22 protein-coding genes are annotated in these 22,052 nt (G+C 67.4%); 6 read left to right on the top strand and 16 right to left on the bottom strand.

What is annotated here, in order from left to right:
• Positions 1–46: 46 nt before the first annotated feature.
• The 5 genes from rlmM to ACM0PB_RS11845 all read right to left on the bottom strand — a co-directional run bounded on the left by rlmM (position 47) and on the right by ACM0PB_RS11845 (position 4,971).
• Positions 47–1,114 (bottom strand): 23S rRNA (cytidine(2498)-2'-O)-methyltransferase RlmM, encoded by a 1,068-nt coding sequence (rlmM, locus tag ACM0PB_RS11865; protein WP_053501233.1) that lies wholly within the window; start codon positions 1,112–1,114, stop codon positions 47–49.
• Positions 1,098–1,658: a nucleoside deaminase gene (locus ACM0PB_RS11860; protein ID WP_005415358.1), complete on the bottom strand. Its 561-nt coding sequence runs from the start codon at positions 1,656–1,658 to the stop codon at positions 1,098–1,100. The genes rlmM and ACM0PB_RS11860 overlap by 17 nt, the downstream gene beginning before the upstream one ends.
• Positions 1,659–1,754: 96 nt before the next feature.
• The gene (locus ACM0PB_RS11855; protein ID WP_005415359.1) at positions 1,755–2,477 is read right to left on the bottom strand and encodes a DUF6348 family protein; all 723 of its coding nucleotides are present in this window, start codon (positions 2,475–2,477) and stop codon (positions 1,755–1,757) included.
• Positions 2,478–2,525: 48 nt separating this feature from the next.
• Positions 2,526–3,179: a hypothetical protein gene (locus tag ACM0PB_RS11850; RefSeq protein ID WP_171956436.1), complete on the bottom strand. Its 654-nt coding sequence runs from the start codon at positions 3,177–3,179 to the stop codon at positions 2,526–2,528.
• A 43-nt stretch (positions 3,180–3,222) separates the two neighbouring features.
• Positions 3,223–4,971: a glutamine--tRNA ligase/YqeY domain fusion protein gene (locus ACM0PB_RS11845; RefSeq protein ID WP_065186344.1), complete on the bottom strand. Its 1,749-nt coding sequence runs from the start codon at positions 4,969–4,971 to the stop codon at positions 3,223–3,225.
• A gap of 258 nt (positions 4,972–5,229) precedes the next feature.
• On the opposite strand from ACM0PB_RS11845, the gene ACM0PB_RS11840 reads away from it, so the two are divergent.
• Positions 5,230–5,493, top strand: coding sequence for a putative signal transducing protein (locus ACM0PB_RS11840; RefSeq protein ID WP_005415362.1), 264 nt, complete (start codon positions 5,230–5,232; stop codon positions 5,491–5,493).
• Between the two features lie 30 nt (positions 5,494–5,523).
• Positions 5,524–6,189 (top strand): peptide-methionine (S)-S-oxide reductase MsrA, encoded by a 666-nt coding sequence (gene msrA / locus ACM0PB_RS11835; RefSeq protein WP_065179689.1) that lies wholly within the window; start codon positions 5,524–5,526, stop codon positions 6,187–6,189.
• Positions 6,190–6,383: 194 nt separating this feature from the next.
• Here the strand turns inward: msrA and ACM0PB_RS11830 are convergent, their stop codons facing one another.
• The 6 genes from ACM0PB_RS11830 to ahpC form a co-directional block, all read right to left on the bottom strand.
• Positions 6,384–6,509: a hypothetical protein gene (locus ACM0PB_RS11830; protein WP_255313051.1), complete on the bottom strand. Its 126-nt coding sequence runs from the start codon at positions 6,507–6,509 to the stop codon at positions 6,384–6,386.
• 258 nt (positions 6,510–6,767) lie between these two features.
• Entirely contained in the window at positions 6,768–7,724 is a 957-nt protein-coding gene (locus ACM0PB_RS11825) for a transaldolase (protein ID WP_414604854.1), read from the bottom strand.
• A 50-nt stretch (positions 7,725–7,774) separates the two neighbouring features.
• The gene (rnk, locus tag ACM0PB_RS11820; protein WP_005408156.1) at positions 7,775–8,179 is read right to left on the bottom strand and encodes a nucleoside diphosphate kinase regulator; all 405 of its coding nucleotides are present in this window, start codon (positions 8,177–8,179) and stop codon (positions 7,775–7,777) included.
• A 124-nt stretch (positions 8,180–8,303) separates the two neighbouring features.
• On the bottom strand, positions 8,304–9,266 hold the full coding sequence (locus tag ACM0PB_RS11815) for a LysR substrate-binding domain-containing protein (protein WP_049414506.1): 963 nt from the start codon (positions 9,264–9,266) through the stop codon (positions 8,304–8,306).
• A gap of 85 nt (positions 9,267–9,351) precedes the next feature.
• Positions 9,352–10,944, bottom strand: coding sequence for an alkyl hydroperoxide reductase subunit F (gene ahpF / locus ACM0PB_RS11810; protein WP_005415367.1), 1,593 nt, complete (start codon positions 10,942–10,944; stop codon positions 9,352–9,354).
• Positions 10,945–11,169: 225 nt separating this feature from the next.
• Positions 11,170–11,733: an alkyl hydroperoxide reductase subunit C gene (gene ahpC, locus ACM0PB_RS11805; protein WP_005415368.1), complete on the bottom strand. Its 564-nt coding sequence runs from the start codon at positions 11,731–11,733 to the stop codon at positions 11,170–11,172.
• A 355-nt stretch (positions 11,734–12,088) separates the two neighbouring features.
• On the opposite strand from ahpC, the gene prmC reads away from it, so the two are divergent.
• Both prmC and pip read left to right on the top strand, forming a co-directional pair.
• A complete protein-coding gene (gene prmC, locus ACM0PB_RS11800; protein ID WP_065196909.1) occupies positions 12,089–12,946 on the top strand; it encodes a peptide chain release factor N(5)-glutamine methyltransferase in 858 nt (285 codons plus the stop codon).
• A gap of 48 nt (positions 12,947–12,994) precedes the next feature.
• Entirely contained in the window at positions 12,995–13,936 is a 942-nt protein-coding gene (pip, locus tag ACM0PB_RS11795) for a prolyl aminopeptidase (protein ID WP_019661138.1), read from the top strand.
• 90 nt (positions 13,937–14,026) lie between these two features.
• Here pip and ACM0PB_RS11790 read toward each other — a convergent pair whose 3' ends face one another.
• Positions 14,027–14,911, bottom strand: coding sequence for a LysR family transcriptional regulator (locus ACM0PB_RS11790; RefSeq protein ID WP_414604855.1), 885 nt, complete (start codon positions 14,909–14,911; stop codon positions 14,027–14,029).
• A 105-nt stretch (positions 14,912–15,016) separates the two neighbouring features.
• Between ACM0PB_RS11790 and ACM0PB_RS11785 the strand changes: the two genes are divergently transcribed.
• Complete coding sequence (locus ACM0PB_RS11785) at positions 15,017–16,429, top strand: MFS transporter (RefSeq protein ID WP_414604853.1); 1,413 nt, start codon at positions 15,017–15,019, stop codon at positions 16,427–16,429.
• Positions 16,430–16,502: 73 nt separating this feature from the next.
• On the opposite strand, the gene ACM0PB_RS11780 is transcribed toward ACM0PB_RS11785, so the two are convergent.
• From ACM0PB_RS11780 to ACM0PB_RS11765, 4 genes are read right to left on the bottom strand one after another with little or no spacing between them, the layout of a single operon-like run.
• The gene (locus ACM0PB_RS11780) at positions 16,503–17,300 is read right to left on the bottom strand and encodes an N-formylglutamate amidohydrolase (RefSeq protein ID WP_414604852.1); all 798 of its coding nucleotides are present in this window, start codon (positions 17,298–17,300) and stop codon (positions 16,503–16,505) included.
• Positions 17,293–17,847 (bottom strand): NUDIX hydrolase, encoded by a 555-nt coding sequence (locus ACM0PB_RS11775; protein WP_061480126.1) that lies wholly within the window; start codon positions 17,845–17,847, stop codon positions 17,293–17,295. Before ACM0PB_RS11775 ends, ACM0PB_RS11780 begins: the two co-directional genes overlap by 8 nt.
• Complete coding sequence (locus ACM0PB_RS11770; RefSeq protein WP_088496471.1) at positions 17,844–18,779, bottom strand: 5'-3' exonuclease; 936 nt, start codon at positions 18,777–18,779, stop codon at positions 17,844–17,846. Before ACM0PB_RS11770 ends, ACM0PB_RS11775 begins: the two co-directional genes overlap by 4 nt.
• Positions 18,776–19,357 (bottom strand): nitroreductase family protein, encoded by a 582-nt coding sequence (locus ACM0PB_RS11765; protein WP_414604851.1) that lies wholly within the window; start codon positions 19,355–19,357, stop codon positions 18,776–18,778. Before ACM0PB_RS11765 ends, ACM0PB_RS11770 begins: the two co-directional genes overlap by 4 nt.
• Before the next feature lie 331 nt (positions 19,358–19,688).
• On the opposite strand from ACM0PB_RS11765, the gene pacR reads away from it, so the two are divergent.
• A complete protein-coding gene (pacR, locus tag ACM0PB_RS11760) occupies positions 19,689–22,010 on the top strand; it encodes a PacR family protein (RefSeq protein ID WP_032953949.1) in 2,322 nt (773 codons plus the stop codon).
• Positions 22,011–22,052 lie beyond the last annotated feature (42 nt).

The raw sequence follows: 22,052 nt of genomic DNA, 5'->3' as shown, positions 1-22,052 counted from the left end.
TCCGTTCCCCGGTAGCGCCGGGCCATGCCCGGCGGATGCAATGGGATCAGCGCAGCGGCGAGGCCAGCACGGTGATCTCTTCACGATCGTGATAGAGCTGCTTGGCGCGCACCACCAGCGGCTTCCCGGCCTGGTCCTGGAACAGGTCCAGGCACAGCCGGGTCTCGTCCCAGCGCTTCTTCATCGGCAGCTTCAGATTGAAGATCGCATGCCTGCACCAGCCTTCGCGGAACCAGGTGGCCATGCGTTCGGCGACGCGGCGCGGCTGCTCGACCATGTCGCAGACCATCCAGTCCAGCGGTTGTTCCGGGTGCCAGTGGAAGCCATCGGCGCGCAGGTGCTCGACCAGGCCGGTGTCCAGCACGTGCTGGCGCAGCGGGCCATTGTCGATGCTCAGCACGTGCATGTGCTGCCGGGTGAGCACCCAGGTCCAGCCACCGGGGGCGGCGCCAAGGTCGGCCGCGCGCATGCCGGGCTTGGCCAGCGCCTCGCGTTCTTCAGGCGTCAGTAGGGTCAACAGCGCCTCGTCCAGCTTCAGCGCCGAACGCGAAGGCGCTTCGGGCAGCAGCTTCAGGCGCGGAATGCCCAATGCCCACGGCGCGCTGTCGCCCGGGTCGGCCACGCAGACGAAGGCATGGGTACCGTCGACGAACACCACATGCAGGCGCGGCAGGCGGGTGTTCGGCTTGTCGCTGAGCTTGCCGGCCTTGCGCAGCGCCGGGCGCAGTGCATTGCCAAAGGAACGCGCCAGGCCGGACAACGGCTTGCCAGCGTCGGAATCGGGATGCTCCACCCACAGGTCGCCGAAGCGCGGCGCATCGGCCAGCACCTCCAGCATCGGCGTGATGCGGTCGGCCGGATCCAGCTGCGGCAGCTCGGCCAGCACCACCAGCTTCTGCCGCGCGAAGATCAGTTCGCGCCAGCGCAGGCGCGGTGCCAGCGCCGCGGCCTCGTCGCACATGAACAGCACGTAGCCGTCATTGCGCTGGGTACGCGCATAACCGGCGAAACCGGCTTCGCCGGCACGGAACTGCAGTTCGCCGGCCAGCTCGGGCTCGAAACCCTGCCGGCACAGGCACAGCAGGCCGATGCCGGTTTCAGTAACGGGCGCCATCGCTTTCCCCATAGGCACGCAGCACGCTGCGCGCGGCGTCGCGGTTCAGGCCCTGCACCACTTCGATGCCACGCTTGTTGAGCTCGCCGACCCAGTCGGCCGGCAGCGGGCCTTCGTCAAACGGAGTCAGTTCTTCGACGTCGGCTGCACTGGCACCGATCAGCAGGCGGTCGATGCCGGCCCACACGGTGGCGCCGTAGCACTGGCAGCACGGCTGCGAGCTGGTGGCCAGGGTGACCGGCGACAGCACCGCGTTCAGGCGCGGGGTCTGCAGGCGTTGCTGGGCCAGCATGTAGGCCATGTTCTCGGCGTGCGCCAGCGAGGTCGCGTGTGGCATCACCCGGTTCACGCCGGCAGCGATCACCTTGTCGTCCGGGCCGAACACCACGGCGCCGAACGGGCCGCCACTGGCGTGCTCGACGTTCAGCCGCGACAGCTCGATCGCCAGCGCGACCTTGGCCTCATCGCCCGGATATCGACGATCCAGGTCGATCTGGTCGTGGATCCAGGCGGGAAGGGTCAGGTGGACTTGCGCGTACAGCATCGCGGGGGTGCCTCGTAGGGATGGAAGAAAGTGCGGTTGCTTGGGAAACCGGCGCGCAGTGTAGCCGCACCGGCCTGTATCGGGTGTGGCGGTGGGTCAGCCGGGCGAGCCGGTGCGGATCACCACGTACTGCTTGCGGAACTCCAGCCCGGCCTGCGGCCAGCTGGCTGCATAGGCACGCAGCAGGGGCAGGGCGGCGGCGAAATCGTGGCCGTTGACCCGGCAATCGGCCTCGCACAGGCCATCGGCATCGCGCGAGGCGAACAGGCGGATGGCCAGGAACGGGCGCGCCTTCAGCAGCTCGTCGAAGGCGTCCATGCTCCTGGTGAACAGGCAGCACGGACAGGACCCATGGTCGTCCTCGCTGCAGGTGCTGGCGTCCACCTCGTGCTCGCGGTAATGCGCCAGCGGACCCAGCACCACGGTGCGTTCGTGTTCCCGGCCCTCATCGCCGGCCGGATAGGTCAGGCCCATCATTGGCAGGGCCTGTGCGTCTTCGGCGCCGATCGCGGTCTGCAGGGTCACCAGGTCCACCCGTGCCCAGGCCTGGAAGCCGGCCAGCAGCGATGTCTGTTCATCGGTACCGTTGGCGTGCTGGTACTCGAACAGGCCGTCAGCGAACAGCAGCGGATGCTGGCTTTCGATGACGGTGGAGGTCTGCCAGCCCCCGTTGTCGCGCGCGTGTGCGGCCATCGCATGCGGGGTCAGGCGCAGTCCGCTGTCCAGCAGCAGCGCGTTGCCGTCGATGCGGCTGGCGACGCTGGCGTCCTGCAGGGCCTGCTGCAGCAGTGGGAGGAGGGCGGTGGACGTCGTGGTCATGTCAGGCCTGTGGATGGATCGGGTGGAGCATCCAGGCCGGGCCTGGTGCTAGCGGTCGAGCGCGTCAAGTTCGGCGCGATAGCGCTGCGCGTCGGACTGCTGCTGCGGGTCGTTGCCGTGGTCGCGCAGCCAGCTTTCCAGTTCGCGGCGATACTCCGCGCGGAAATCGGCATTGCCCGGGCTGAAATGCAGCTTGCGTGCTGCCACCTCCACGCGCTCGCGCGCGCTGGACCGGGCCTGGGCGATGCCGTGGGGTGATTCGTTGGTGAGGATGACGAAGTTGCGCGGGAAACCCGGCGTGTACTTGACCACGAACGGCTGGTCGCGCGCCGGGATGCGGATGGCGTTTTCCAGCGGCCACAGCGAAGCGGTGTTGGTGTGGAACACCACGTCCACGTCGCGGCCCTCGGCGGTACGCAGCACCCCTTCGTAGCGCCAGATGTACTGTTCGTTGAGCGTCGAGCTGGTTCGCTCTGCCTTGACGATCACCGCTTCGCCGCGCTCGCCCACCAGGTTGAGGAAGGTGGCGTTGAGGAAGTGGCCGAAGAACATGTTGAGCATCGCCAGCGGGAACACCACGATGGCGTAGCCTGGAAAGCGTCGCCACCACGAGACCAGCCCGGCCAGCACCATCGCTGCAAAGAACGTCAGCAGCGGATGCTGCGAGATGAACCAGAGCAGGACGGACAGGGCGGTGATCATCGTCGGGGGCGTGCGGGCGCCGTGTGGGCGCCCGCGCAGGTCCTCAGGCCGACCAGGTGTCGCGCAGGGTCACGCTGCGGTTGAACACCGGCTTGGCTTCGGTGTGATCGCGGCGGTCGGCGACGAAATAGCCGGTGCGCTCGAACTGGAACGACTGCTCCGGTGCGGCGCTGGCTGCGGCCGGCTCGACATAGCCGGTGACGGTACGGCGCGATTCCGGGTTCAGGTAGTCGCGGTAGGTCTTGCCTTCCGATTCGTCGTCAGGGTTCGGCACCGAGAACAGGCGGTCGTACAGGCGGATCTCGGCCGGCACGCCGTGCACGGCGCTCACCCAGTGGATGGTGCCCTTGACCTTGCGGTTGGCGCCTTCCATGCCCGGACGCGATTCCGGATCGAGCCAGCCGCGCAGTTCGATGATGGTGCCGTCGGCATCCTTGATCACTTCGTCGCAGCGGATGATGCCGGCGCCACGCAGGCGCACTTCGCCGCCCGGCACCAGGCGCTTCCAGCCCTTCGGCGGCACTTCGGCGAAGTCCTCGCGATCGATCCACACTTCGCGGGCGAACGGAACTTCGCGGCTGCCGAAGCTCTCGTCCTTCGGGTGGTTGCTGAAGGTCAGCAGTTCTTCGTGGCCTTCCGGAAGGTTGGTCAGCACCAGCTTGACCGGGTCGACCACGGCCATGCGGCGTGGCGCGGCGCTGTCGAGGTCCTCGCGCAGTGCGCCTTCGAGCACGCTGAAGTCGATCAGCGAATTCTGCTTGCTGATGCCCACGCGCTCGGCGAACAGGCGCATCGCGGCCGGGGTGTAGCCACGGCGGCGCAGGCCCTGCAGGGTGGGCATGCGCGGGTCTTCCCAGCCGTCCACCAGCTGTTCGGTGACCAGCGCCATCAGCTTGCGCTTGCTCATCACCGTGTAGTTGATGTTCAGGCGCGAGAACTCGATCTGGCGCGGCTTGGCCGCTTCGCGTGGCAGCCCGGCATCGACCAGCGGCTGGGTCAGCGCGTCGTCATGGGCGAAATCGACGTTGTCCACGCACCAGTCGTACAGCGGGCGGTGGTCTTCGAATTCCAGCGTGCACAGCGAGTGGGTGATGCCCTCGATCGAATCACCCAGCGCATGGGCGAAGTCGTACATCGGGTAGATCGGCCACGCGTTGCCGGTGTTCTGGTGCTCGACGTGCTTGATGCGGTACAGCGCCGGATCGCGCAGGTTGATGTTGCCGCTGGCCATGTCGATCTTCGCGCGCAGGGTGCGCGCGCCATCCGGGAACTCACCGGCGCGCATGCGGCGGAACAGGTCGAGGTTTTCCTCGACGCTGCGGTCGCGCCATGGCGACGGACGGCCCGGCTCGGTCAGGGTGCCGCGGTAGGCGCGCACTTCCTCGGCCGACAGGTCGCAGACATAGGCCTTGCCCTGTTCGATCAGCTTCTCGGCGGCCAGGTAATAGGCCTGGAAGTAGTCCGAGGCGTGGCGCAGCTCGTTCCAGCTGAAGCCCAGCCAGCGCACGTCGTCCTGGATCGCGGCCACGTATTCCGGATCTTCCTTGGCCGGGTTGGTGTCATCGAAGCGCAGGTTGCAGACGCCGCTGAATTCACCGGCGATGCCGAAGTTCAGGCAGATCGACTTGGCGTGACCGATGTGCAGGTAGCCGTTCGGCTCCGGCGGGAAGCGGGTCTTGATCGCCTGGTGCTTTCCGCTGGCCAGGTCCTCGCGCACGATCTGGCGGATGAAATCGCGCTTCTCGTGGCTGTCGGCGGGGGTCTCGGGGCTGGCGGGGGTGTGCTCGGACATGAGTCGGCGAAAAGAAAGGCAGAAAGACCAACAGTCTAGCGCGTACCGGGCAGGGCTGCCCGGTGGGGTGTGGGGATGCCGGCCAGCGGCCGGCACTACCCAACTGCACGGCGATCCACATTCCGCCGGCCCGCTGCCGGCGCTACCGGAAGGTGGATGGGTAGTGCCGGCCGCTGGCCGGCAGAACGGTCATGCGCCGTCACCACCACCATTCAGCCCCCAGGCGTATGCTGGACCCTTGCCCCGAGGAGCCGCCACATGCACATCGTGTACAAGGCCGACAACCTGTTCGACGCCCATCTGGTCAAGCACGCCTTGGAAGACGCCGGTATCCCCGCGTTCGTGTTCGGAGAGCAGCTGCTGGGCGGGATGGGCGAGCTGCCGCTGTTTGGCGTGCTGCGGGTCGGCATCCCCGATGCGGCGCGGCCGCAGGCCGAGGACATCGTAGCGGCGCTGGACTTGGGCCAGGCCCCGTCCGACCCCATTTCCGATGCAGACGACATTGCCGGTCTTCCGGCGTAGGAGCGCATCATGTTGGGAGTTGGCCAGGGCATCCTCGGCATCGGCGCCTTCAAGCAGCGCCTGCCGCGCCCGGAAGAGGCGCTACCGGGGCGTGACCAACCGCTGCCGCTGCACAGCAACCAGCACTTCGTGAACAGCCATCCGCTGAAGGACCGTTTCGCCGGCCTGCAGCAGATCCGCTTTGCGCTGGGCTGTTTCTGGGGCGCCGAGCGCAAGTTCTGGACCGAGCCGGGCGTGTACAGCACCTCGGTCGGCTATGCAGGTGGCATCACGCCGAACCCGACCTATGAAGAGGTCTGCTCGGGCCTGACCGGCCACACCGAAGTGGTGCAGGTGGTGTTCGACCCGGCGGTGGTGAGCCTGGAGCGGCTGCTGCAGCTGTTCTGGGAAAGCCACGATCCAACCCAGGGCATGCGTCAGGGCAACGACACCGGCACCCAGTACCGCTCGGCGATCCATGCCACCGACGAGGCCCAGTACAAGGCCGCGCTGGCCAGCCGCGAGGCCTACCAGACGCAGCTGGCTGCGGCCGGCTACGGCCCGATCACCACCGAGATCGTGTACCCGGCACCGGCGTACTACTACGCCGAGGACTACCACCAGCAGTACCTGGCGAAGAATCCGAACGGCTACTGCGGCATCGGCGGCACCGGCGTGAGCTGCCCGATCGGGTTGGATGTGGAGGCGCCGCGCTGACGCGCGGTGGTCCGCCTGCGGCGGGCTGAAGCTGAAAGCAACTGCCAAAGCCAAAGCCAAAGCGGCTCTGGGTTGCTGATGGTTTGGCGGGACGGGTACAGATGGCGGGACACGCCGTAAACCCGTCCCTGGGGGCTCGGCCACGGCATCCATGCCGTGGACGGTCCCGCCATCTGTACCCGTCCCGCCTCCGATCATTTCCCGGTGACGGTGGGCAGGAGCAGTGGATTACTGACGAACTGAAGGAAAACAAAAAGGACGCGGCGTTCGCCGCGTCCTTCTTGTTTGATCCTGCAGTGCTTTCTGTAGAGCGGAGCCATGCTCCGCTCCAAGCAAGCGAAGCGCGCGACCCGCTGTTGCTCTTCTTTCTTTCTTCCGTGGCGGGTGGCCACCGGAAACTGTCAGAGGGCGGGCGGGTTGGGTTCGCGGGAGTGTCCGCCGCATGGATGCGGCGGCCAAGCCTCCAGGGATGGATTCACGGCGTCTCCCGCGAACCCAACCCGCCCGACCCAGCGCGGCTTTTTGCTCTTTGCGGCCAACCGACCTGCCACGAGGGGCTCAGCCGTTGGCCGGAATCCTCACAGTGCCGCGCGGATCCGCTCGCGCAGCACTTCCAGATCCTTGGCAAACGCATCGATGCCGGTCGCCAGCTTCTCGGTGGCCATCGGATCGGCCGCCAGATCCGCCGCGAACTTGGCCGCATCGATCGGGGTCACCGCCGCGCCATCGGCGGCACCGGCCACCAGCTTGCGCGGCAGCTCGCCGTGGTCGGCGTCCAGCTTCTCCAGCAGGTCCGGCGAAATCGTCAGGCGGTCGCAGCCGGCCAGTGCTTCGATCTGCGCGGTCGAACGGAACGAGGCGCCCATCACCACCGTCGGCGAACCGCGACGCTTGAATTCGGCATACACGCCGCGCACGAACTTCACGCCCGGGTCTTCATCGATGGTGGCCGGGGCCTGTCCGTTGGCCACGTACCAGTCCAGGATGCGGCCGACGAACGGCGAGATCAGGAACGCCCCGGCTTCGCTGCAGGCCAGCGCCTGGGTCGGGTTGAAGATCAGGGTCAGGTTGCAGTCGATGCCCTCGGCCTGCAGGATGCGTGCGGCTTCCACGCCTTCCCAGGTCGCGGCGATCTTGATCAGGATCTTCTCGCGCGGCACGCCGGCATCGGCGTACATCTGGATGAACTGGCGGGCCTTGGCCACGGTGGCAGCGGTGTCGTGAGCCAGGTCGGCATCCACCTCGGTGGACACCCGGCCCGGCACCAGCGTGCTCAGCAGCGCGCCGACGCCGATGGTCAGGCGGTCGGCCACGGCGTGCACCACGGCTTCGCGGTCGCCACTCTGCTGGCGGCCCCAGGCCAGTTCGCGTTCGATCAGCTCGGCGTAGACCGGCAGGTCCAGCGCCTTCTTCACCAGGGTCGGATTGGTGGTGCAGTCCACCGGCTGCAGGCGCTTGATCGCCTCGTAGTCACCGGTATCGGCAACGACCACGGACAGTTCGCGCAGCTGGGACAGTTTGGACGGGGTACTCATTACGGCTCCTGGGGCAGGGGGATCGAATCGCGCGCGGTGCGCAGCGGTAATCAGGGGCGGTCGTTGTGGACCGCGGTCACGCGCAGGCGCAGCTTGCGGCCGCCGGGCGCGTTCCAGTCGATGCTCTGGCCGATCGAAAGGCCGAGCAGGGCACTGCCGACCGGGGCCAGCACGGAAACCTTGCCTTCATCGACGTTGGCTTCGCGGGGGAAGACCAGGGTCAGGACGTGCTTCTCGCCCGACACTTCATCTTCGCACTCCACGCGCGAATGCATCATGACGATGCCTTCGGGAATCTGGTCCGGTGCCAGCACGGTGGCCCGGTTGAGTTCTTCAGCAAGCGCGAGCGCGGCAGGCGTCTGGCTCAGCGCGGGAGATTCGAGCATGGCGTCCAGGCGGTCCATGTCGAAGGTGGAAACGGTGATCGACGGCGGCAGGCCGCTGGCGGTACTCATGGTGAAGCTCCTTGGTTGAAAGCCATGCAAAAGGCGGCACCTGCTGGCGCCGCCTGTCTGTATTGTGGGGACAAATGCGGCCGGAATCGACTCCTGCCGATTCCAGGCCGGTACTGCGGGGGGCTCAGCCGTTCAGCGCGGGGCCGGGCAGGGCCGGTGCATCGCTGCCGGCATCGAGCGCCTCCAGGGTGAACAGCGCCTGCGGCAGGCGCTTGAACTGGTCGGCCAGGTCCATCAGGAAGTCGTTCATGGCCGAGCTGCGGCGCCAGATCATGGCGATGCGGCGGCTGGGACGGCCTTCGCCGGTGAAGTCGAGCAGGCGGATGTTGTTCGAGCGCGGCACTGGCGGCTGCACCGACAGACTCGGCAGCAGGGTGATGCCGACGTCGGCGGCGACCATCTGCCGCAGCGTTTCCAGGCTGGTGGCGCGGAACTCGGACTTCTCGTTGGCGCCGAACAGGCGGCAGACTTCCAGCGCCTGGTCGCGCAGGCAATGGCCGTCCTCCAGCAGCAGCAGCTTCTGCGTGGCCAGTTCCTGCACGTCCAGGTGCTCGCGACGTGCCAGCGGGTGGCGACCGGAGACGGCCAGCAGGAACGGTTCCTCGAACAGGAACTCGGCATGCAGCTGGTCGTCGATCACCGGCAGCGCCAGCAATGCAGCGTCGAGCTTGCCTTCGCGCAGGCGGTCCAGCAGCACATCGCTCTTTTCCTCGACCAGCAGCAGTTCCAGCTCCGGGAAGCGCTCGCGGATGCGCGGGATCACATGCGGCAGCAGGTACGGACCGAGGGTCGGGAAGATCCCCAGGCGCACCGTACCGGCTTCCGGATCGCGGCTGCGTCGCGCCGCTTCCTTCAGCTGTTCCACTTCGGACACGATCACCCGCGCCCGTGCGGCCGCTTCCTGGCCGGCCGGGGTCAGCATCACCTTGCGCGGTGCGCGTTCCACCAGCGGCAGGCCGAGCTCTTCCTCCAGCTTGCGGATCTGCGTGGACAACGTCGGCTGGCTGACAAAGCAGGACGCGGCAGCCCGGCCGAAATGCTTGTGGTCGGCCAGGGCTACCAGGTACTTCAGATCACGTAGGTTCATCCTTACACCCCAGGGGTAACGGACCGGCTGACGGCGTGGTTACCCGACAGGCAGACAATGTTCCCGGTGATCTGGGAACGGTGGATCAGGCCGCTTCAGCAACGGCACCGCTGCTGTTGCTCACCGACGAGCGGATCAGGTGGTCGAACGCGCTCAGTGCGGCGGTGGAACCGGCGCCCATGGCGATGATGATCTGCTTGTAGGGCACCGTCGTGCAATCGCCAGCAGCAAACACACCCGGCAGGTTGGTCTGGCCGCGATCGTCGATGACGATCTCGCCACGCGGCGACAGCGCCACCACATCCTTCAGCCACTCGGTGTTGGGCAGCAGGCCGATCTGCACGAAGATGCCTTCCAGCTCGACGCGGTGGGCATCGCCGCCGATGCGGTCCTTGTAGACCAGGCCGGTGACCTTGCTGCCGTCGCCGAGCACTTCGGTGGTCTGTGCGCTGGTCAGCACGGTGACGTTGCCCAGGCTGCGCAGCTTCTTCTGCAGCACTTCGTCGGCACGCAGGCTGGAATCGAACTCCAGCAGGGTTACATGCGACACGATGCCGGCCAGGTCGATGGCCGCTTCCACACCGGAGTTGCCGCCGCCGATCACCGCCACGCGCTTGCCCTTGAACAGCGGACCATCGCAGTGCGGGCAGTAGGCCACGCCCTTGTTGCGGTACTGGTCCTCGCCCGGCACGTTCATCTGCCGCCAGCGCGCGCCGGTGGACAGGATCACCGAACGCGACTTCAGCACCGCGCCGTTCTCCAGCTGCACCTGCACCAGGCCGTCTTCGCCGGCCGGCACCAGCGCACTGGCGCGCTGCAGGTTCATGATGTCCACGTCGTACTCGCGCACATGCTGCTCCAGCGCCGTGGCCAGCTTCGGGCCTTCGGTTTCCTTCACCGAGATGAAGTTCTCGATCGCCATGGTGTCCAGCACCTGGCCACCGAAGCGCTCGGCAGCGATGCCGGTACGGATGCCCTTGCGCGCGGCATAGATCGCCGCTGCGGCGCCAGCCGGGCCACCACCGACCACCAGTACGTCGAAAGCATCCTTGGCGGCGATCTTCTCGGCATCGCGCTTGCTGGCATTGGTGTCCAGCTTGGCCACGATCTGCTCCAGGGTCATGCGGCCCTGGTCGAACACTTCACCGTTGAGGTACACGGTCGGCACCGACATGATCTCGCGCTTCTCGACTTCGTCCTGGAACAGCGCACCATCGATGGCCACGTGCTGGATGCGTGGGTTGAGTACCGCGGCCAGGTTCAGCGCCTGCACCACGTCCGGGCAGTTCTGGCAGGACAGCGAGAAGTAGGTTTCGAACTTGTATTCACCTTCCAGGTTCTGCACCTGCTCGATCAGCTCGGCGGTGGCCTTGGACGGGTGGCCGCCGACCTGCAGCAGGGCCAGCACCAGCGAGGTGAACTCGTGACCCATCGGCAGGCCGGCGAAGGTCAGGTGGATGTCCTGGCCCGGCGTGCCCAGGTCGAAGGACGGCACGCGGCCCTGGCCATCGCGCAGGACCTGCAGCGTGATCTTGTCCGACAGGTTTTCCAGGGTCTGCAGCAGTTCCAGCATTTCCTGCGACTTGGCGCCGTCGTCGGCGTGCGCGGTGATCTGGATGGGGCGGGTCACGCGCTCCAGATAGGTCTTCAGCTGCGACTGCAGGTTGGCGTCCAACATCGGGTCATCTCCTGGCTTCAGGCAAACAGGGGGCGTGGCACCGCTGTAGAAGGTAGCGGACCAGCAGGGGGTAGGGGTGAACCCAAGACAGCGACCGTGGAAGGGGCTGGCTGGCCAAGGCGGGCGAGCGTTGGCTGTCTTGGGTTCACCCCCACGCCGGCGGGGGGACCGGCACGGGGATGAAGGGCGCGCCGTGGCGTGGGGCCACGGCAGGCCGGTACTGCTTTAGATCTTGCCGACCAGGTCCAGCGACGGGGTCAGGGTCTTCTCGCCTTCCTTCCACTTGGCCGGGCAGACCTGGTTCGGGTTGGCGGCGGTGAACTGGGCAGCCTTGAGCTTGCGCAGGGTCTCGGACACGTCACGGGCGATCTCGTTGGAGTGGATCTCCAGGGTCTTGATCACGCCTTCCGGGTTGATGATGAAGGTGCCGCGCAGGGCCAGGCCTTCTTCTTCAATGTGCACGCCGAAGGCGCGGGTCAGCTGGTGGGTCGGGTCGCCGACCAGCGGGAACTGGGCCTTGCCGACGGCCGGCGAGGTCTCGTGCCACACCTTGTGCGAGAAGTGGGTGTCGGTGGTGACGATGTAGACCTCGGCGCCGGCCTTCTTGAACTCGGCGTAATGGTCAGCGGCGTCTTCGATCTCGGTCGGGCAGTTGAAGGTGAAGGCGGCCGGCATGAAGATCAGGACGGACCACTGGCCCTTCAGGCTGGCGTCGGAAACCTTGATGAACTCGCCGTTGTGGTAGGCGTTGGCTTCGAACGGCTGGATCTGGGTATTGATGAGGGACATCATTTTTCCTCTTGGTGAAGGGGAGTGGGTGAATCGACAGGAGCTAGCTTACCCATTCGCTCGCGATAAGAACAATCCATTGATTGCATCTATTTGATAGATGGAGCCTATCAAATGGCCACGAGCAGGCACTGAACCCTGCCGCTCCCATCCTGCAACTGCTTGTGTGACAAGGAAAATCGACCGGGACGTGTTAAGAGGGCTGATAGCCCCTCCTTATACCCTCTTGCGAAACCTGAACGGATTCCAGCTTTTTGTAGCGTCGAGCCATGCTCGACGGTGGATCTGTAGAGCCGAGCCGATGCTCGGCTGTTCCAGCAGCAGCCGAGCATCGGCTCGGCCCTACAATTGAGGCATGTCTTTCCAACCCGAACCCACCCTGCGTCAGGTCGTAGCCGACGCCAGTGCCCGCTTGGGCGGTGTCGACGCCCGCCACGAAGCCGAACTGCTGCTGCTGCATGTACTGGAGCGCCCGCGCAGCTGGCTATTCGCCCATGCCACCGATCCGCTGGCCGCCAATGACCAGGCCGCCTTCGAAGCCTTGCTGGCCCGCCGTGTGGCCGGTGAGCCGGTTGCCTACCTGACCGGGCGCCGCGGTTTCTGGACGCTGGACCTGGAGGTCGACCCGGCCACGCTGATCCCGCGCCCGGAAACCGAGCTGCTGGTCGAGTTGGCGCTGGAGCGACTGCCGCCGGACCAGGCGTTGCAGCTGGCCGACCTCGGTACCGGCAGCGGTGCGATCGCACTGGCACTGGCCAGCGAACGGCCCCGGGCACAGGTGCTGGCCACCGATGCCAGCCCGGGCGCGCTGGCCGTGGCCGCGCGCAATGCCGCCCGCCATGAACTGGACAACGTCCGTTTCGCCGAGGGCGGGCACGACTGGTATGCGCCGCTGCAGGGCGTGCGCTTCGACCTGATCGCCAGCAATCCGCCGTACATCGCCAGCAACGACCCGCACCTGGAACAGGGCGACCTGCGCTTCGAACCGTCTACCGCGCTGGCCTCGGGCATGGACGGCCTGGATGACATCCGCCGCATCGTCGATGGTGGCCAGGCCCACCTGCGGCCCGGCGGTTGGTTGCTGATCGAGCACGGTTGGGACCAGGGCGCGGCGATCCGGGCACTGTTCGAGGCGACGGGATTTGCCGAGGTGCAGACCGTGCAGGACCTGGAGCAGCGCGACCGCATCACCCTGGGCCGGCGTCCGGCCTAGAATGGCAGTTCTCCTGCCCCGGCAGGGCATCACCCTGGAGCTGCAAGCATGCGTACGCTGTACCCCGCCATCACCCCCTACGACGTCGGCACCCTGAAGGTCGACGACCGCCACACGCTGTACTTCGAACAGTGCGGCAACCCGGAAGGCAAGCCGGTGGTGATGCTGCATGGTGGCCCGGGTGGCGGCTGCAGCGACAAGATGCGCCAGTTCCACGATCCGTCCAAGTACCGCATCATCCTGTTCGATCAGCGCGGTGCCGGCCGTTCCACCCCGCACGCGGACCTGGTGGACAACACCACCTGGGACCTCGTCGCCGATATCGAGAAGCTGCGCGAGCACCTGAAGGTCGATCGCTGGCAGGTGTTCGGTGGCAGCTGGGGCTCGACCCTGGCGCTGGCCTATGCCGAGACCCATCCGCAGCGCGTGACCGAACTGGTCCTGCGCGGCATCTTCATGCTGCGTCGCTGGGAGCTGGAATGGTTCTACCAGGAAGGCGCCAACCGCCTGTTCCCGGATGCGTGGGAGCACTACCTCAAGCCGATTCCGCTGGTGGAGCGTCATGACCTTATCTCGGCCTTCCACCGCCGCCTGACCAGCGAAGACGAGACCACCCGCCTGGAAGCGGCCAAGGCGTGGGCGGTGTGGGAAGGCGCGACCAGCTTCCTGCACGTCGATGATGACTTCATCAACAGCCACGAAGACCCGCATTTCGCGCTGGCGTTTGCCCGCATCGAGAACCACTACTTCGTCAACGGCGGCTTCTTCGAGGTGGAAGACCAGCTGCTGCGCGACGCACACCGCATCGCCGACATTCCGGGCGTGATCGTGCACGGCCGCTACGACGTGGTCTGCCCGCTGGCCAACGCCTGGGACCTGACCAAGGTGTGGCCGAAGGCGAAGCTGGAAATCACCCCGGCTTCGGGCCATTCGGCGTTCGAGGCCGAGAACGTGGACGCGCTGGTGCGCGCCACCGATAGCTTCGCCTGATCGGTAGTGCCGGTCGCTGGCCGGCAACGCTTCACCATTCGCGCCGGGCATCGCCCGGCGCTACCGGCCTCATCCACGCATGGCGTGGATCTACCAGTCCCCAGCCAGCAACGCGTCGGCCAGTACCTGCAGTTTCGGCGAATGCTGGCGCGACGGCGGGTAGATCAGTGACAGCGCGCGGCTGCGGCCCTCGAACGGCTGCAGCACGCGCTGCAGGCGGCCATCGGCCAAGGCGTCGGCCACCGCGAAATCCATCACCTGCACGATGCCGATGCCGGCGATCGCCGCTTCCACCAGCGGATCGCCGCTGTCGAACACCATCCGCGCCGGTGGCGTGAAATCATGAAGCTGGCCGTCCTGCAGGAACTGCCAGTCCACCAGCCGGCCACTGCGCAGGTTGCGCACCGCCAGGCAGGCATGATCCCGCAAGGCGGCCACATCGTCGGGCGCGCCACAGCGGTCGAGGTAGTCCGGGCTGGCCACCGTCACCCAGCGCAGCGGCCGCAGTGGCCGCGCGACGATGCGCTGGTCGGCGATGACGCCGGTGCGCAGCGCGGCATCGAAACCTTCCTCGACCAGATCGACCAGGCGGTCGTTGAGCACGGCTTCCACCTGCAGTTGCGGGTGCTGCTGCAGCACCGGCCCCAGCAGCGGTACCAGCACCTTGCGCCCGAACATCGAGGGCGCACTGATCTTCAGGGTGCCCGAGGGCGTGCACGGACGGTCGGCCAACTGGCGTTCGGCATCCTCGAGGCCGCACAGCAGGGGCGCGACCTGATCGACGAACTGGCGACCATCCGGGGTCAGTGCCACGTTGCGGGTGTTTCGCTGCAGCAGCTTCACCCCCAGCGTGGCCTCCAGCCGACTGATCGCGCGCGACAGGCCTGACTGGCTCAGGCCCAGTTGCCCGGCGGCGGCGGTGAAACTGCGTGCTTCGGCCACCTGCACCAGCATGCGCACGGCATTGAGGTCCATCGAGGTTCCATTCATGCTGAAAATCATGACAGATATGGACGGAAAGGGGTTTATTGAGCGCGCTGCATCAATGAGACTGCGCTCCCCCACAGCACCGGAGCGTCGATGCCTCCCCTCAAGTACCCGCGCTGGGCGCTGGCCCTGCTGGCCACCGCCCAGCTGATCATCGCCCTGGACGCCACCATCATCTTCGTCGCCCTGCATGACATGGGGCGCGCGCTGGAGATCAACGCACAGCAGCTGCAATGGGTGGTCAGTGCCTACACCGTGGCCTTTGGCGGCAGCCTGCTGCTGGGGGGCCGTGCCGCCGACCTGATCGGCCGTCGCCGCTTCTACCGGCTGGGCATGCTGCTGTTCGCACTGGCGTCGCTGCTCGGCGCGCTGGCGCCGAACGCCACCCTGCTGATCATCGCGCGTGCGGCGCAGGGCATCGGCGCGGCATTGCTGTTCCCGGCCACGCTGGCGCTGATCAACACGTTGTATGCGGAAGGTCCGGTGCGCAACCGTGCACTTGCGATCTGGAGCATGGCCAGCGCGGTGGGCCTGGCGCTGGGCACGCTGCTCGGCGGCGTGCTGACCCAGGCGTTCGGCTGGCCGGCGGTGCTGGCGGTGATCGTGCCACTGGCCACCACCTGCGCGGTGGCTGCGGGTGCGTGGTTGCCGGCCGATGGCCCGCGTGCGCGGGGCCGCTCGTTCGATCTGGCCGGCTGCATCACCGTCACTGCCGGCGGCAGCCTGCTGGTCACTACCCTCGTGCAAGGGCCGGAGTGGGGCTGGACTGCGCCGGCCACGCTGGGCTGCCTGCTGCTGTCGGTGCTGCTGCTGGTGGCGTTCGTGCAGATCGAACAGCGCAGCCGCGATCCGCTGATGCAGTTCGCGTTGCTGCGGCTGCCCGGACTGCGCGCGGCACTGGGCCTGACCTTCGCCTTCATGAGCAGCTATGGGGTGCAGTACTACTTCATGGCGCTGTACTTCCAGGACGGCTACGGCTGGAGCCCGCTGCAGGCCGGCCTGGCGTTCCTGCCCGCCACTGCGGTGTGCACGGTCGGCATCCAGCTGGCCGAGTGGACGCTGCAGCGCTGGAGCGCGCGCAAGGTGCTGGTGATCGGGCAGCTGGCCGGCGCCATCGGTATCGCCTGGGTGGCCGCGACGCTGCCGCACGGCGCGAACTTCTGGCCGCTGCTGCCGGGCGTGGTAGTGCTGAGCATCGGCCAGGGCATGACCTGGACCTCGATGTGGATCGTGGCCGGGCAGGGCGTGCCGTCCGCACAGCAGGGTGTTGCATCTGGCATGGCGGCGACCGCGCAGCAGATCGGTGGTGCGCTGGGCCTGGCCGTGCTGGTGATGGTGGCCAATACCGATGCCGGTACAGCCGGTTCGCCGAGTGCACTGGCCGGGCTGGTGCGCGCCGAATACGGTGCCGCCTTGTTTTCACTGTTCGGCGTGGTGATCGCGCTGGGCCTGCGCCCGGCACCGGCCGAATCGGCCGCCACCGTCTGCCCGGCCAACGAGGCATGATTGAAGGCGCTGCCGTGGAAGGATGTGCCGGCCAGCGGCCGGCACTACCGGTTCGGCATGGATGCACGCGCGTTCAACCCAGCGCCAGCAACTCCGGTTGCAGCGCGCTGAAGATCCGCGCCAACCGCTCGGCCCACGCCTGCTGCCCTGCCATATCGGCAATGAGGTCCTGGCGGATCTCCAGTTCCACGTGCACCAGCCCGCGGCCTTCGCCATGCACCGGCACCGCGTAGTCGCTGGTACTGCTGACCGAATACGGTTCGTTGTCCCCCACCACCAGGTCGCCTTCGTCGCGCAATGCCTGCAGCAGTGCATGGGCAAAACGCATGTCCTGGTGGTACAGCACGCCGGCGTGCCAGGGCCGCTGCGTGCCGTTCATCACGGGGGTGAAGCTGTGCATCATCACCAGCAGGGTGGGCTGGCCGGCATCACGGCGCGCATCAAGCTCGGTCTCGATGCGTGCATGGTACGGCGCGTGGACCGCATCGATGCGCTGCTGGCGCTGCGCCGCCGACAGCCCGGCATTGCCCGGCACCACGGTGTGGTCGCTCACCTCCGGAATCAGCGTCGGTGAGGCCAGTGGGCGGTTGCAGTCGATCAGCAGCCGCGAGTACGTCTGTTCGATCGCCCAGGCATCGAGCCGTTCGGCCAGTGCACGGGTGGTGCCGGCGATGCCGATGTCCCAGCCGATATGGCGGTCCAGCTCGGCCTGGGGCAGGCCGAGCCCGGTCAGCGCACGCGGCACCTGCTGGCCAGCGTGGTCGGCCAGCAGGAGGTAGGGCGAGACGCCCTGCGCCCGGTGGATCGTGTAGATCGCCGGGTCGTCGGCGCCGAGCAACGCAGGCAGCCTGTGCAGGTCAGCGTCAGCCACGCGGGCGCCCGTCCAGGTGGTGCTCGATCATCCACAGCCCGGCCCAGAGCTTGGCGTCCAGCTCGTAGCCTTCGCCCATCTTCTGCACCAGCCACGCTGCAGCCTCATTGCGTGGAATCTCGTGCACGGTGATGTCCTCGCTGTCATCACCGCCCCCTTCGCCGATGCGGCGCAGGCCGGTGGCGCGCACGAAGGCGATCTTCTCGCTGCTGGCGCCGGAAGACGTCGGGCCGATCATCAGCACTTCGGCGTGATCGGCGGTCCAACCTGTTTCTTCTTCCAGTTCACGCACCGCCGAGACTTCGATCGATTCGCCGGCGTGGATGTCGCCGACCAGGCCGGCCGGCATTTCGATGGTGGGCGCCTGCAGCGGTACACGGAACTGTTCGACGAACAGCACCTTGTCCTCCGGGGTGACGGCGATGATGATCGCGGCCAGGCCACCGGCATGGGTGCGTTCGCTGTATTCCCAGGTACCGCGCACCAGCATGCGCTGGTACTTGCCTTCGTAGACGACGCGCGGGGCTTCGGTATTGCGCTGGCTCATGCGGGCTCGCTGTGGGAGGGAAGAGGATCGGCCACGCCGGCGGCGTCGAACAGCCGGCGGCGGGTCATCGGGCCGAAGCGCAGGGTCTGGCACAGGCCACCGAGCAGCTCTGGATCGGCCGATTGGCGCAGCAGTCCGGGCTGGCTGCCCTCCAACGGCGCGTCCAGCGCGATGGTGGTCAGCTGGCGCCAGAGCTGGGCGTGCTCGCGCTGCTCGCGCAGCCGCACTGCCATCTGTGCAGCGCCACGCAGGCGCAGGAACGGCACTTCGTCCAGTCGTTCGAACAGCGCATCCATGCTGCCGAAATGGGCCAGCAGCACGGCGGCCGATTTGCTGCCGACGCCACTGACACCGGGAATGTTGTCCACCGCATCGCCACACAGCGCCAGGTAGTCGGCGATCTGGTGCGCGTGCACGCCGTGCCGCGCCTTCACCCCGGCCACGTTCCAGCGCTGGTTGCGGGCGTAGTCCCACTGCTCGTCATGGTCGACCAGCAGCTGCGACAGGTCCTTGTCGGCGGAGATGATCACCCCGCGATGGCTGCCCCGGTGTACGTGCAGGGCGCTGCCGATCAGGTCGTCGGCCTCGTAGTCGTGGTGGGCCAGGACCGCAAGGCCCAGCGCCGCGCACAGCGCCTTGCAGTGCACGAACTGGCGCTTGAGCGCCTCCGGTGCCGGCTCGCGGTTGGCCTTGTAGGCCGGATACAGCCGGTGGCGGAAACCGCTGTCGAGCGCTTCGTCGAAGGCGATGGCGATGTGCCGCGGGCGCTCGCGCTCGAGCAGGTCCAGCAGGAAGCGGGCGAAGCCGTGCACCGCATTGGTGGGCCAGCCCTGTGCGTCCTGGAACTGGTCTGGCAGTGAATGCCAGGCACGGAACACGTAGATGCTGGCATCAACCAGGTACAGCGACGGCGGGGCGGCCGGCAGGGTCATGCCGGGGGCGTCCAGTCGCGCAGCAGGGCCGCCGGGTCGGGGCGCTCGCGCTCGGGTACGTCGGCCTTGGGCGTACCGATGTGGATGAAGCCGGCGATGCGTTCGCCGTCGACCAGGCCCAGGTGGGCCTGCACGGTTGGATCGAAGGCCATCCAGGCGGTCAGCCACTGTGCGCCGAAACCCAGCGCCTGCGCGGCCTGCAGCAGGGCGAAACAGACGCAGCCGGCGGTCATCAGCTGTTCCTGTTCGGGCACCTTCGGGTCCGGCCGCGGGCTGGCCACCACCACGATCACCAGCGGTGCGTGGCTGAAACGCTGGCGGTCCTTCTCGAACACGGCCTCGCCCGCATGTGGGTCGCGCTGGCGGCTGCGTTCAGCCAGGAACTCGCCCAGAGTGTGACGTGCATCGCCTGCGATTTTCAGGAAGCGGAACGGCACGCGCTTGCCGTGGTCGGGCACGCGCACCGCTGAGGCCAGCATCCGCTGCAGGGTGGCCGGGTCCGGCCCGGGCTCGCCCAGTTGCCGCGAGGGCACCGAGCGGCGGGCATCCAGGGCGAGCAGGGCGGCAGGATCGGGCATGGAGGCTGAACCGGTCATCACGGGCGTTTGATTATAGTCGGGGTGGTCAATGACGCCGTCTGTGTCGCGTCCGGCCCCTGAATACCAAACTGTGATGAACATCATGCCACTGGCGGGAAACGGACAGCCGCTTCCCCTCGCCTCGTGGGCCTTGCACGGCTTACGATATCTGTCTTGCCGGGCCGCCGGTCATGAGGTTTGAAGTGAGGACTGTTTCACTGTCCGTGACGGGCTGGCCGGCCTACCATCGACGTTCCGGTACATGGGGTGTGCCGGAAGCCGCGATGTCCATGCTGTCTGTCGTACCAGAGAAGGTGGGGAGCCTTCCCGAATGATGAGCGTGCCCACACCGATGGGATCGCCGGGCCGTGACCCGGCCCAGCTCCAGCGTGCCCGGGACATGGTCCTGCCCGCGTTGTGCCAGGCCTTCGGGGCGGCACTGGCGCGTTTCGACGATGCCCTGTTCGACCGCGCCGGCAATGCCGGCTCGTCGCAGTTGCTGTTCCTGGACGCGATGCGCGAACTGCGCCGGCGCCGTGAGGACATCGCGGCCGCTTTCGCCGGCCACCTGCAGCAGGCCTGGGCCGCATTGGAGGCTGGTGAGCCGCTGTCAGCCGAGGCGACCCTGTCCGGGCCGGCCGAGGATGGGCTCAGCCTGCTGGCCGAGCATGTGCTGGAATCACGGTTGGCGGTGCGCAATTTCGCCACTGTATTGCTGCGTGACTTCAAGCCGGTGCTGGCGCGGCTGGATCGCCGCCTGGGCCGGTTGATCGGCGGCGCGGAACTGGACGCGGACCACAATCCGATCAGCCCCGAACACCTGGGCGTGGCCATCCACGAAGCCTTTGCCGGCTGTGAACTGGCCCCGGAAGTGCATCTGGTGCTGATCAAGCTGTGCGAGCGCGACCTGCGTGCACCGGTCGGTCGCATCTACGAGAAGCTGGACGAGCAGCTGGCCGCAGCCGGCGTGATGTCGCAGATGGGGGCTCCGCAGCGCCCACAACCGCCGGCACCGGATCCGCGCATGGCCGGGATGCTGGATGACCTGGTCGAGCATCGCCACGGCGCGGGCGTCGATCCGGGGTTCAGCGATGACGAGCAGGCCGCACCGGCCTGGGCGCAGCGCTTTGCTGCCCGCTGGTCCGAGCGCCGCGGGCATATGCAGCAGCACCTGGGCGGCGATGACGGCGCCACCGGCGAGGCCTACGCTGGCCAGCAGGGCATGCTGCTGGAAGCGCTGCACGAACTGCTGCAGCAGACCCGCCATGTGCGTGAGGACGCCACGTCTGCGGCACAGGTGGCGGTTGGCCAGCAGCGCCCGCTCAGCCAGCGCGAAATGATGTCGGTGCTGTCGCTGCTGCAGGCCACGCCCAGCGCCACCCTGCGCGCGGCCATCGGCGAGGACGGCGAATCGCTGGCGCAGCGCCTGAAGAGCGAAGTGCTGTCCAGCGCCACCCAGCTTGGCGTCGATCCGGGCCAGACCCGGCTGGACCCGCAGGATGAGGATGCCATCGACCTGGTCGGCATGCTGTTCGACGTGATGCTGGACGAGCGTGAACTGGAAGGCCGCTCGCGCGAACTGATCGGCCGCCTGGTGGTGCCTTTCGTCAAGGTCGCCATGCTCGACCGCCGCATGTTCGTGCAGAAGACCCACCCGGCGCGCAAGCTGCTCAACTCGCTGGCCGAGGCCTGCGAGGGCAACACCGGCGAGAGCCAGGCCGAGCGCATGCTGATGGCCAAGGTCGAAGAGATCATCGAGCGCCTGGTGGCCGAGTTCAACGAGAACCTGGCGATCTTCCTGACCCTGGAAGAGGAATTCCGCGAGTTCCTGGTGCAGCATCGCCGCCGCGTGGAAATCGCCGAGCGCCGTGCCGCAGAAACGCAGCGCGGCCAGGAAAAGCTGGAAATGGCCCGCAGCCGGGCCGGTGCGGAACTGGACCGCCGCATCGGTGACGCCACGCTGCCGCCGGCCATTGCCGAGTTTCTGCGCCAGCCGTGGCAGCATCATCTCACCTTGGCGTTGCTGCGCGAGGGAGAAGAAGGCGCGTCGGTGGCCGAGGCATTGAGCCTTGGCGATGGCCTGCTGGAGGAAGTGGCCGAGGCCCGCCGCCAGATCGTCGGCAAGCCGTGGCTGCAGGCCTGGCAGCCGGTGCTGGCCAAGGTGTTTGCCAGCGTCGGCGTGCACGGCGATGCGGCAACCGCCGCCATCGATGCCCTGCATGACACCCTGCAGGGCATCGCCGAGTCGCGGCCGGAACTGCAGCGTGCGCTGCCGGAGCTGCCGCAGGTTGCCTTGCCGGCCCCGCCAGTGGCTGAATCGCCGGCGGTTGAGCTTGGCGGGCAGATCGACGCCGACGATTTCGACAACGCCGATGCCGACCGCTTCCGCCGCATGGAAATCGGCAACTGGCTGGACTTCGTCGACAAGGATGGCAAGGTGCAGGCGGGCAAGCTGTCCTGGGTCAGCCCGATTTCCTCGCGCCTGCTGTTCGTCAACCGTCGCGGCGTGCGCTTCTGCGTGGCCTCGCCGGAAGAACTGGCGGTGATGATGCGGCTGGGCCGCCTGCGTGCCCACGTTGATGATGGCGCCTTCGACAGCGCCATGCAGGGCGTGATCGATCGCCTCGACCCGGGCAGCGCCACGCTGCACTGAGCGGGTGCTGCCTGCTAGGATCGGGAAACTCACCGATCAGCG

Source organism: Stenotrophomonas sp. AR029 (assembly GCF_047520695.2).
GTDB lineage: Bacteria > Pseudomonadota > Gammaproteobacteria > Xanthomonadales > Xanthomonadaceae > Stenotrophomonas > Stenotrophomonas sepilia.
Note: the sequence above shows the minus strand (reverse complement) of the source record. Positions and strands in the feature narration are given on the sequence as shown.